We start from the raw sequence: 11,043 nt of genomic DNA on the forward strand, positions 1-11,043 counted from the left end.
GCCGCGATCTTCCACGCGAGCGCATGTTCGCGGCCGCCGGACCCAACGAGCAGGATGTTCATGAGGCGCCGCTTTGGCGCGGGCGCCCCGTCGGGTCAAGCCGCGACCGTTCCCTTCACCCAGCGGCGCACCGCCTCAAGGGCCGACGGGTTGGCCAACTTCGGCACCCTCGACGCCGGCCAGGTGATCTCGAAGATCACCCCGTCGGGGTCGGGGAAGTAGATCGAGCTCTGCTCGCCGTGGACTTCGTCCCAGTGGTCGACCCCCGCCTCGGCCAGTTTGCCGCGCCAGCGGTCGAGGTCGGCCTCACTGGCCGCCGCCAGCGCGTAGTGCCGCGCATCCACGGGTACGCCGCGATAGTCGGGCTGCGGAGCGCCCTTCAGCGCCACGGCCACCAGCTCCTGCTTGCCGCCCAGGCTGAAGATCATCATCAACCAAGGGTAGCCGTCCCAGTCGTCGCCGCTGAACGCTTCGACGAGCGGCAACTCCAGAACCTCGGTGTAGAACTTGAGCGTCGCCTGCGCGTCGCGGACAGGCATGACCACGTGGTCCAGCGTGAGCATGGGGATCGCCTCCGCAGCCAGCATACCATGTTCAACGAGCGGCGACGCGGAGTCGCAACGTCGTGGGGCCCGTCCTAGGGTAGAGTGACGGCGTCGGCCGACCACGGGAGACGGAATGGCCAGTCCGAGCGACGAGAGCCCCGAGTACGTCCTCGAGCGGCATGCGGAGCGGCAGCGTGAGGCCGAGCACCGCGTCAAGAACACGCTGCAGCTGATCTCCTCGATCGTGATGCTGCAGGGCCGGCGCGTCACCGACGACGCAGCCCGCCAGGCGCTGCGCGCGGTCCAGCTCCGGGTGGCGGCCGTCAGCGTCGCGCACCGCCACGTCACCTGGTCGGACGAGGCCGAGGAGGTGGAGCTTGCTGGCCTGGTTCGCGAGATCGTGGGCGACCTCGCCGGTTCGGCCGGCCGCGAGGGCGTGGACATCGACCTCGACCTCGAGAGCGTGGTCATTCCCGGCCGCCACGGCGCGCCGATCGCCCTGCTGGTCAGCGAGACTGTGAGCAACGCGCTGCGCCACGCCTACCCCGACGGCCGCAACGGCCGCGTCCGCGTAGGCCTGCGCCGCACGGGCGACGGCTTCGAGCTGACGGTGGCCGACGACGGTGTCGGCCTGGATCCCGCGGCCTCCAAGGCCGGCTTCGGTCTCACCGTGGCGCAACTGATGGCCCAGCAGCTTCGCGGGCGGCTCGAGACCTCGTCAGGGCAACCCGGCGTGCGGATCGCCGTTAGCGTGCCTATGGACAGCCAAGCTCGCCGGGCCTGAGGCCCATGCCCTCCGCCGCAGACCTCGTCGGCGCAGGCGCCGCCCTGTGCTCGATGACCAGTTTCGTGCCGCAGATCGCCAAGATCGTGCGCGAACGCGACGCCGCCTCGGTGTCGCTCCGGATGTACGCCGTGACCGTGACCGGTTTCAGCCTCTGGACAGCCTACGGCCTGATGATCGGCAGCTGGCCTGTGGCCGCCGCCAACATTGTCTGCCTGGCCCTCGCCGCGACGATCCTGGCCCTGAAATGGCGCTTCTCCCCCTAGCTGCGACCGCGCGGCCCTAGTCATAGCGCGACACGCGCCGTAAGTCGGGGCCGACCAAGGGCTTGAAGGCTTCGGAATGAGCGATCGACTGAATGCGGCGCAGGCGGCGCTCCAGGCGGACCGCCGGGACGAGGCGATCGAACACCTCATCGCCGCCGTGACCGAAGATCCGGCCCGCGCCGTTCAGGTCTATCGGATCCTCGTCGTGCAGCTCTACCGCGCCGGCCGCTTCGAGGAGGGCGAAACCTACGCCGCGATGGGCGTGGAGCGTCATCCTCGCGACTTCGAGCTGATGAACACGCGCGGCGTCGTGCTGCGGCGCCTGCGGCGCCTGACCGAGGCCGCGGCGGTCCTGGAAAAGGCGATCCGGCTCAATCCCAAGTCCCCGGCCGCGCAGACGAACCTGGGCAACGTCCTGTTGGACGCGGCCGAGTACGCCAAGGCGGAAGCCATCTTCGCAAAGCTGGTGCGCGTCGAGCCCCGCAACAGCGACTACCATCGCCAGCTGGGCCGCGCGCTGGGCAAGCAGGGCAAGACCGAGCCGGCCCTGGTGCGCCTGCGGCAGGCGGTGACGGTCAAGCGCGACAACGTCGAGGCGTGGCTCGACATCGCCGGCACGCTCAGCGAAGCGCTCCGCAACGCCGAGGCCGAGGAGGTCGTCGACAAGGCGATCGCCGCCAATCCGGAGAGCGACCGGCTACTCGAAGCCAAGGCCATCATGATGCGCCGGCTGGGCCAGCACGCGCGCGCGGAGGAGTTCCTGGCCGGTCTGCGCACCCGGCGCCCGAACGCCGCCTGGATTCCGCACCAGCTCGGCCTCGCCATCGCCGATCGGGACCGCGCACGGGCGAACACGTTCCTCGAGGAGGCCTGCCGCCTCGATCCCCGGAACCTCGAATACGCGGTGTTCTACGCCGAGAGCCTGGAGCGCACCCGCACCGGCGACGAGGGCGACAACATCGAGCGGGCCTACCAGTTCGCGCGCAAGCTCATGCCCCGCAAGGGCGAGTTCAGCGAGGGCGCGAACAAGATCATGAGCGAGATCTTCGCGCGGGTCTGCGACTTCGACGCCCTCGAGGAGATCGGCGATTTCACCACGCTCGGGCGCGCCTGGGCCAGGAGCGGGCGGCACGCGGCGCTCTTCAAGCAGCTCGCGCGCGTGCGGACGTTTGAGGACCGTCTGGAACTCGTCGAGCAGCACCGCATGTGGGGCCGCTCGGTGGAGGCGTCGGCGGCCAAGCTGAGCCTTCCGCGGCCGCAGCCCCGCGCGGCGACGGACAAGATCCGGGTCGGCTTCATGTCGTCCGACCTACGCCAGCACCCGGTCGGCTACTTCACCTTGCCCCTGTTCGATCACTTCGACCGCAACCGCTTCGAGGTCTTTGCCTACTCGTTCTACCAGGGCGCCGAGGACGCGGCGCAGAAGCACATGGCGAGCCGGATCACCGGCTACCGTTGGTGGCCGAACGTGGGCGTCGAGGAGGCTGCGGGGCGGATCGCGGCCGACCAGCTCGACATCCTGATCGAGCTTGGCGGATCGACCCACATGAACAAGCTCGAGGTGATGGCCTATCGCCCGGCGCCCGTGCAGGCGAGCTGGCTGGGCTATCCGCATTCAGCCGGCCTCGCGGCTATCGACTACTTCGTCTGCGACCCCTTCATCGCGCCCGAGGACCCGCGGCTTCTCATGGAGAAGCCCCTGATGCTCAAGCACGCCTGGTATCCGCTGAGCCGCTCGTTCTTCCGCGACGAGCCGGCGGCCGATCCGGTTCCGCCGGTGGCGCGGAACGGCTACGTCACCTTCGGCACGGCCAACCAGCCGCACAAGCACGGGCGCGAGGTGCTGCGCGCCTGGGCCCGCATCCTCGCCAGCTGCCCGGGATCGCGCTTCCTCTTCATCCGCCCGGAAGGCAGCTCCGAGTCGTTCCGCGAGAACATCCGCCGGGCCTTCGCGCTGGAAGGCGTGAGCGGCGACCGCATCGAGTTCCAGGCCGTCCGCGGCGTGCACCTGCCCCACTACAACCGGATCGACATCTCGCTCGACACCTTCCCGCAGACGGGCGGGACGACGACCTGCGAGTCCCTGTGGATGGGCGCGCCCTGCGTCTCCCTGGTGGGGCCGGCGCCCTACGAGCGGCTCAGCTACTCGGTGCTGCAGAACGTGGGCCTGCCCGAGCTCGCGACCCGGTCGGTCGAGCAGTACATCGAGGTCGCCGTCCAGCTCGCCTCTGACCCGGCGCGCATCGCCGAGTTGCGGGCGGGCATGCGGACGCGGATGCGCAACAGCCCGCTGGGCCAGGACCAGGCCTGGGCCGCCGACTTCTACGAGGCCGTCGAGACGGCGGTTAGGTCGCGCAGCCCCGCGCCGCAAGCGGCTCAGGCGGGCTGACCGGGGGTCACCAGATCACCAGGCCCTGGCTGGTCGGCAGTTCCAGCACGAAGCGTCCGCGCTCGCCGAACCACGCGGTCTCGGCGACATGCTGGCGCCGGTAGGGGATCGCGCCGAAATCGTCCAGCACGATCATCGCGCCCGGCACGAGGCGATCCTCGATGGCGTTGAGCGCCGCGATCTCGGCCGGCGCGTTGTTCATGTCGATGTGGGCGAAGGCGATGCGGTCCGGCACGCCCTGCTCGAAGCTCTCGGGTACGAAGCCACGGATCACGTGCGTGTTCGGTTCGGGGAAGCGCGCCTTCACGAACTCGAAGAGGTCCGGCCCATGCTCGGGCATCGCGTGGTGGACCATCGAGGCGTCGTGTTCGAACAGGTCGTACAGGTAGAGCTGGCGATCGGTCAGGTCGACCACGTCGGCCATGATGCGCGCGGTGGTCCCCTTGTAGCAGCCGCACTCGATGAAATCGCCTTCGAGCCGCAGGGCCCGCCGCGCCGCCCAGACCACCACATGGCTCCGCCAGACGATGCCGCGTTCGCTCTGCGTCTTGGCGTGGGTCTCCCAGGCCTTGCGGAAGGGCGCGTCGTCGAGGAAGCCCAGGTTGCGGCCGAAGGCGATCATGTTGTCGCTCATGAACCAGCCCTGCTTCACGCGCGCCGCGGACACCAGGCCGTCGAGGCCCTTGTCGAACCCGTCGGGGTCGTTGACGCCCCAGAAGAACCGGCTGCGATAGAGGGGGGGCTGCAACACTTGGGCGCCTTGTCGACGAGGTGGCTGGGGTCAGAGGCCTATAGACGAGAATGCCGGGCCCGCCATCTTCCGCCGGGCCGACTAGGTGAGCGCGCCTCGGGCCTGCAGGTCCTCGTACCAGGCGACATATGCGTCCCAGAACGCCACGTCGCCGACGCTGCTCGCCAACGCGGTGTCGCCGTTGACCCGCACGCGGGGCTCCTCGAACTGCGTCTGCTCCGACAGCTCCACCGGCAGGTCCCGGCCGAGCCGCCGGCCGGCCTCGGCCGCCACGCGCAGGGCGAACTCGCCCTGGGTGGCGATCCACCCGGAGGGGCGCGCCACCAGGCTCTGCGACGGGCCCGCCAGGACGTCGCGAACGCAGCGCACATAGGCCTCCGCGAGTCCCCATGCCGCGACATGGTCGCGCACATAGAGCGGCGTCTTCACCACGGGGACGGCGCCTGCGAACCAGGTCCGGAACAGGTACCAGCCGAACCTCGGCTCCTCGAGCGGGCCGTAGGGGCTGGGGATCACGAACCGGGCGAACCGCAGGCCCGCCTCACCGGCCCAGTAGGCGAACGCGGTGCTGGTGAGCGTCTTCGACAGGCCGTACGGCGTCACTGCCGCGCTGCTCGCCTCGCCGCCCTCGCCCGCCTCGAAGACGCTGCCCGTCAGCACGACGGCGCGCCCGCCGACCTCGCGAAACGTCCGGAGCACCGCCTGGGCCCCCTCGGTGTTCCGTCGGAGACCGTCCAGGGCGTCATATGCGGGATCGCGGTAGCCGGTGATGTGCGCGGCATGGTGGGCGAGGACATCGAGCCGCCCGAGCCCGGAGAGGTCCTTCAGGAAGGCGTCCGAGCCGAACGGCCGCTCGAACTGGACCGTCGCGCATCGCTCCAGCCGCAGCACCCGCTCGCGGCGGACGCCCTCGTAGGCGTCTCGCGCGCGCAGCAGCGGGGCGACCACCTCGAACCCCGCGGCCGCCAGCGCCTCGGCGATCCAGACGCCGGTGAACGAGCTGCCGCCGGTGAGGAGGATCCGGACGCTCATGCGCGCGGATAATCCGGATACCCGGCGTCCCGCGGCGAGATCAGCTGCGGTCGCGCCGGCCAGTCGATGGCGAAGGCGGGGTCGTCCCAGCGCACGCCGGCCTCGTAGCCCGGCCGATAGCCCGGCGCGATCTGGTAGAGCACGTCGCTGTCGGGCTCGAGGGTCAGGAAGCCGTGGGCCACGCCCTCGGGAATGAAGAGGCCGACGAGGTTCTCGGCCGAGAGCTCGGCCGCGGTCCACCGGCGGTGCGTCGGGCTGTCGGCGCGCAGGTCGACGGCCACGTCGAAGACCCGGCCGCGGGTCACGCGCACCATCTTGGTCTCGGCGTGCGGCGCGGCCTGGTAGTGCAGCCCGCGCAGGGTCCCGCCGATGGGATTGCGCGACACGCTGGTCTGGACGGGCGCAAACGGGATGCCGGCGGCTGCGAACTCCTCCGGGCAATGCAGCCGCGCGAACAGGCCGCGGTCGTCGGCCTGCGGCTCGGCCTCGACGCGGACCACGCCCGCGATCCCCGTCGGAACGAACCGCATCAGTCCAGGACCCTCGTCTCGGGCGAGGCGACGACGAAGCGTCCGCCCCACTCCCGGATGAAGGCGAGCTGCCGGGTGATCTCGTCCTTCAGGTTCCACGGCAGCATGACGACATAGTCCGGCCGCGTGGCCTTGACCGCATCCGGCGCGCGGATCGGCACGTGGCTGCCGGGCAGGTAGCGGTCCTGTTTCGCCGGGTTGGCGTCGTAGACCTCGACGATGTCGTCGCTGGTGACGCCGCAGTGGTTGAGGAAGGTGTTGCCCTTGGCGGCCGCGCCATAGGCGGCGACCGCCTTGCCGTCATCCTTCGCCGCCTGCAGGAACGTCCGGAAGCTCTCGCAGACGGCGTCTACGCGGGCGGCGAAGCCGTCGTAGGTCTCGGGCCGGTTCAGCCCGGCGTCGGCCTCGGCGGCGCGGGCGGCGCGAAGGGCGTCGGTTTCCTCGTGGCCGGCGGCCTGGTGGCAGCAGAACAGCCGCAGCGATCCGCCGTGCGTCGGCAGCTGCTCCACATCGAACACGCGCAAGCCATGGGCGCCCAGCACCTGCTCCACCGCCAGCAGCGACAGGTACGAGTAGTGCTCGTGGTAGATGGTGTCGAACTGCACCAGCTGGATCAGGTTCAGGAGGTGCGGGAACTCGAATGTCAGCACGCCCTGCGGCTTCAGCACATGCCCGAAGCCGCCCACGAAGGCGTTGAGTTCGGGCACGTGGGCCAGGACGTTGTTGGCCGCCATCAGGTCGGCCTGGTCGCCGCGGGCCGCCAGCTTGCGGCCAGTATCGGCGTTGAAGAACACCACGTCGGTGCGCACACCGATGGCCCGGGCGGCCTCGGCGGTGTTGGCCGTGGGTTCGATGCCGAGGACGGGAATGTCCTTCGCCAGGAAATGTTTCAGCAGGTAGCCGTCGTTGCTGGCCACCTCGACAACCAGCGACTCCGGCCCCAGGTCGAACCGCTCGATCATCGCCTCGGCGTAGCGCCGTGCGTGCTCCACCCAGCCTGGCGAGAACGAGGAGAAGTAGGCGTAGCCGGCGTCGAAGATCGCCTCGGCCGGCACGCCGTGGTCGGCCTGCACCAGGAAGCAGCGGTCGCAGACGCGGGTGTGCAGCGGGAACATCGGCTCGTCGCCGGCGGCGAGCTGCTCGGCGGTGAGGTAGCTGTTCGCGAGCGGCTGGTCGCCGAGGTCCAGGAAGGTGCGCGAGAGCGGGGCGCGGCAGAAGCGGCAGAGGGGCGGAGCGTTCATGGGCGCGCTTGGTAGCCCTCGATCTGCTCCAGGCACAAGGCGAGCGCGCCCTCGCCGGCCGCCTGGCGGGCATACCAGTTCATGGTGAGGGCGACCGCTTCGGGCGCCTCGAGCCGGCTCTCGAAGCCCAGGGTCGCGCGGGCGAGGCTCGCGTCGATGGCGAGCGCCCTGGCCTCCAGCGACGTCGGATCGGGCTCGTGAACCCAAGGCTTGCCGCCCAGCGCCGCCACGCCCAGGCTGGCGAGCTCGCCGACCGTGACGTCCGCGCCGCCCGGCCGAGGGCCGAAGTTGAGCGCGCGCGGCGTCTCGGCCCGCGTCGCCAGCGCTTCGAGATGGGTGAAGTAGCCGGCCAGGCAATCCAGCACGTGCTGCCACGGCCGCGTCGCCTCGGGATGTCGCAGCACGACGGCCTCGCCGGCGCGGGCGGCGCGCACGATGTCGGCCACCAGCCGGTCGCGGGAGAAGTCGCCGCCGCCGATGACGTTGCCGCCGCGGGCCGTGGCGACCGCCACGTTCGGGAAATAGCTCTTCGCGAAGCTCTGGACGACGATCTCGGTGGCGGCCTTCGAGGCCGAATAGGGATCCTTGCCCCCCAGGTTGTCGCCCTCCACGAAGGCGCGACCGGTGTCGTTGTTGGCGTAGACCTTGTCGGACGTGATGGTCAGGACCGCCTGCAGCACCGGCTGGCTGCGAAGCGCCTGCAGCAGGCGCGCCGTGCCCATGACATTGGTGTCGAAGGTCCCGAGCGGGTCCTCGACCGAAGTGCGAACGATGGCCTGGGCCGCCATGTGCAGCACGACGTCGAACGTCCGGCCGTCCAGGGCCGCGGCCAGCGCGGCGCCGTCGCGGATGTCGACGAAGTGCGACTCGACGCGGTCCGCCATGCCGGCCAGCGTGAACAGGTCCGGGAATTGGTCGGGCGGCAGGGCGAGGCCGGTGACCTTCGCCCCCATCTTCGAGAGCCAGATCGACGCCCAGGCGCCCTTGAAGCCGGTGTGGCCGGTCAGGAGGACCCGCTTGCCGGCCCAGAAGCCCGGATTCACCGCCGCCACGGCGCCTCGCCGGAGGCCCAGAGCCCCTCGAGGATGTTCTTGTCGCGCAGCGTGTCCATCGCCGCCCAGAACCCGTCGTGGCGGTAGGCCATCAGCTGGCCGTCGGCCGCCAGCCCTTCCAGCGGCTCGCGCTCCCAGACGATCGGGTCGCCGTCGATGCGGTCGATGACCGAGGGGTTCAGCACGAAGAAGCCGCCGTTGATCAGCCCCTGGTCGCCGGGCGGTTTTTCCACGAAGCGGTCGACGCGGCCTTCGCTGATCTCCAGCGCGCCGAAGCGGCCGGGCGGCGCCACGGCGGTGATCGTGGCGTCCTTGCCATGCGCCTGGTGGAACTTCAGCAGCGCGCCGAGGTCCACGTCCGACACGCCGTCGCCATAGGTCAGGAAGAACGGCTCGTCGGGGTCGAGGTAGTGCGCCACGCGCTTGAGGCGGCCGCCAGTCATGGTCTCGGCCCCGGTCTCGACCAGCGTGACCTTCCAGGGTTCGTGATTGGTGGCGTGGTACTCGATCGCGCCGCTCGCCAGGTCGACCGTGAGGTCGGCGTTATGAAGCACGTAGTTGGCGAAATACTCCTTCACCACATAGCCCCGGTAGCCGAGGCAGACGATGAACTCGTTGAAGCCGTGGTGGGCGTAGAGCCGCATGATGTGCCAGAGGATCGGCCGGCCGCCGATCTCGATCATCGGCTTGGGCTTCAGGTGGCTCTCTTCGGAGATGCGCGTTCCCAGGCCGCCGGCCAGGATCACCGTCTTCATGTAGCTCCCTTTTCGCGCCCATCCGGCGCGCCGCCTGCGTGAGTCCTCTTAACCGCTCGCGCGGCGCCCCAGAAGCCCCTTGCAGAAAACCAGGCGCCGGAGGAAGGGACACCATGGCCGAGCCGCCCCTTGTCACCTTCCTGATCGCAGGCGTCCAGAAGGGCGGGACGACGGCGCTCTTCGACTACCTGGGCGACTATCCGGACATCGCGCTGCCCGACGTGAAGGAGCTGCACTTCTTCGACGACGAGGCCCAGGACTGGACGCGGCCTGACTATGCGGCCTACCACGCCCGCTTCCCGGCGCCGGCCGGGCGGCCCTGCGGAGAGGCCACGCCGATCTACGCCTACTGGCCGGGCAGCCTGGAGCGCATCGCCGCCTACAACCCCTCCATGAAGCTGATCATGGTGCTGCGCGACCCGGTGCAGCGAGCCTGGTCGCACTGGCGAATGGAGTACGCGCGCGGCGCCGAGACGGCGCCGTTCGCCTGGTGCATACGCGAGGGCCGGCAGCGGCTGTTCGCCGCCGAGCCCTGGGCCCATCACCGCGAGTTCTCGTACGTTGAGCGAGGGTTCTACGGCGAGCAGGCCGAGCGCCTCGTCAGCCTCTTCCCGCGCAGGCAGCTCCTCTTCCTGAAGTCCGACGAGCTGCGGGCCGATCCGGGGCCGGCGCTGGCCCGCGTGCGGACCTTCCTTGGCCTGCCGCGGGCGGCCGCGCCGGCGCCGCGCGAGGTCCACGTCGGACGCGAGATGGCCTACCCGTCCGAGCTCGCGGTGGCCGACATCGAGCACCTGCGCCGGGTCTATGCCGCCGACGCCTGGCGGCTGGCCGAGATGACGGGTGTCCAGTTCGGCTAGGGCCACAGTTTCGTCCACCGCCGTCGGCAGGGTTCCGCCATGAAGCTCGCCGCCTTCTCCGCCGCCGCCCTCGCCGCGCTGCTCTCGCCGCCGGCGGCGTCCGCGCCGGGCCGTCCAAGCCTCGGCCTGCCGCTGGCCTGCGAGCTGGGCCGGTCCTGCGAGATCCAGCACTACGTCGACCGTGACCCGGGGCCGGGCGTGAAGGACTACCGGTGCGGGACGATGACCTACGACACGCACAACGGCATCGACATCCGGGTGCCGGACATGGCGGCCCAGCGACGCGGGGTGGCCGTGGTCGCCGCCGCCGCCGGGCGGGTGGATCGCCTGCGCGATGGGGTGGCCGACGTCTCGATCCGCGACCCGGGCGCGGCGTCCGTCGCCAACGCCGAGTGCGGCAACGGCGTCGTCGTGGATCATGGGGACGGCTGGGAAACCCAGTACTGCCACATGGCCAAAGGCAGCATCGGCGTGAAGAAGGATGATGTGGTCGCCGCGGGGGCGCCCCTGGGACGGGTGGGGCTCTCCGGGAACACCGAGTTCCCGCACCTGCACTTCACCGTCCGGCACAACGGCCAGGCCGTCGATCCCTTCGCGCCGGACAGCGCTCCGGCATGCGGCGCGCGCGCGAGCCTCTGGCGGCCCGACGTCCAGGCGAAGGTGGCCTATCGGGCAGGGGCGGTGCTGAATGCAGGGTTCACAGAGGTTCAGCTTGGCATGGCCGACCTCGAGGCCGGCCGCCTCGCCCCGGTCACGGCGGCCTCGCCGCTCCTGGTGGCGTACGCCCGCGGCATCGCGCTGCTGCCGGGCGACGTCGTGGAGATCGAGCTGAAGGGCCCCG

13 protein-coding genes are annotated in these 11,043 nt (G+C 70.5%); 5 read left to right on the forward strand and 8 right to left on the reverse strand.

The window, feature by feature from the left end; translation table 11 throughout:
* On the reverse strand, positions 1 to 62 hold a 62-nt coding region (locus tag VGD44_RS26560; protein WP_414694709.1), incomplete at its 3' end, for a hypothetical protein.
* A 33-nt stretch (positions 63 to 95) separates the two neighbouring features.
* A complete protein-coding gene (locus VGD44_RS21720) occupies positions 96 to 563 on the reverse strand; it encodes a VOC family protein (protein WP_331090470.1) in 468 nt (155 codons plus the stop codon).
* A 115-nt stretch (positions 564 to 678) separates the two neighbouring features.
* On the opposite strand from VGD44_RS21720, the gene VGD44_RS21725 reads away from it, so the two are divergent.
* The 3 genes from VGD44_RS21725 to VGD44_RS21735 all read left to right on the forward strand — a co-directional run bounded on the left by VGD44_RS21725 (position 679) and on the right by VGD44_RS21735 (position 3,984).
* Entirely contained in the window at positions 679 to 1,329 is a 651-nt protein-coding gene (locus tag VGD44_RS21725) for a sensor histidine kinase (RefSeq protein WP_331090471.1), read from the forward strand.
* 5 nt (positions 1,330 to 1,334) lie between these two features.
* Positions 1,335 to 1,595, forward strand: a complete 261-nt coding sequence (locus VGD44_RS21730) for a SemiSWEET transporter (RefSeq protein ID WP_331090472.1) — start codon at positions 1,335 to 1,337, stop codon at positions 1,593 to 1,595.
* 76 nt (positions 1,596 to 1,671) lie between these two features.
* Positions 1,672 to 3,984 (forward strand): tetratricopeptide repeat protein, encoded by a 2,313-nt coding sequence (locus VGD44_RS21735; RefSeq protein WP_331090473.1) that lies wholly within the window; start codon positions 1,672 to 1,674, stop codon positions 3,982 to 3,984.
* Positions 3,985 to 3,991: 7 nt separating this feature from the next.
* Here VGD44_RS21735 and VGD44_RS21740 read toward each other — a convergent pair whose 3' ends face one another.
* The 6 genes from VGD44_RS21740 to rfbF all read right to left on the reverse strand — a co-directional run bounded on the left by VGD44_RS21740 (position 3,992) and on the right by rfbF (position 9,345).
* A complete protein-coding gene (locus VGD44_RS21740) occupies positions 3,992 to 4,735 on the reverse strand; it encodes a class I SAM-dependent methyltransferase (protein WP_331090474.1) in 744 nt (247 codons plus the stop codon).
* Positions 4,736 to 4,816: 81 nt separating this feature from the next.
* Complete coding sequence (locus VGD44_RS21745) at positions 4,817 to 5,767, reverse strand: NAD(P)-dependent oxidoreductase (protein ID WP_331090475.1); 951 nt, start codon at positions 5,765 to 5,767, stop codon at positions 4,817 to 4,819.
* A complete protein-coding gene (rfbC, locus tag VGD44_RS21750) occupies positions 5,764 to 6,297 on the reverse strand; it encodes a dTDP-4-dehydrorhamnose 3,5-epimerase (protein ID WP_331090476.1) in 534 nt (177 codons plus the stop codon). The genes VGD44_RS21745 and rfbC overlap by 4 nt, the downstream gene beginning before the upstream one ends.
* Entirely contained in the window at positions 6,297 to 7,538 is a 1,242-nt protein-coding gene (locus VGD44_RS21755; protein WP_331090477.1) for a class I SAM-dependent methyltransferase, read from the reverse strand. Before VGD44_RS21755 ends, rfbC begins: the two co-directional genes overlap by 1 nt.
* Entirely contained in the window at positions 7,535 to 8,590 is a 1,056-nt protein-coding gene (gene rfbG, locus VGD44_RS21760; protein WP_331090478.1) for a CDP-glucose 4,6-dehydratase, read from the reverse strand. Before rfbG ends, VGD44_RS21755 begins: the two co-directional genes overlap by 4 nt.
* Positions 8,578 to 9,345, reverse strand: a complete 768-nt coding sequence (gene rfbF / locus VGD44_RS21765) for a glucose-1-phosphate cytidylyltransferase (RefSeq protein WP_331090479.1) — start codon at positions 9,343 to 9,345, stop codon at positions 8,578 to 8,580. The genes rfbG and rfbF overlap by 13 nt, the downstream gene beginning before the upstream one ends.
* A 113-nt stretch (positions 9,346 to 9,458) precedes the next feature.
* Between rfbF and VGD44_RS21770 the strand changes: the two genes are divergently transcribed.
* Together VGD44_RS21770 and VGD44_RS21775 are read left to right on the forward strand one after the other, a co-directional pair.
* Positions 9,459 to 10,202 (forward strand): sulfotransferase domain-containing protein, encoded by a 744-nt coding sequence (locus VGD44_RS21770; protein WP_331090480.1) that lies wholly within the window; start codon positions 9,459 to 9,461, stop codon positions 10,200 to 10,202.
* A 39-nt stretch (positions 10,203 to 10,241) separates the two neighbouring features.
* A partial coding sequence (locus tag VGD44_RS21775) for a M23 family metallopeptidase (protein ID WP_331090481.1) occupies positions 10,242 to 11,043 on the forward strand: 802 nt, incomplete at its 3' end.

Source organism: Phenylobacterium sp. (assembly GCF_036402295.1).
GTDB lineage: Bacteria > Pseudomonadota > Alphaproteobacteria > Caulobacterales > Caulobacteraceae > Phenylobacterium.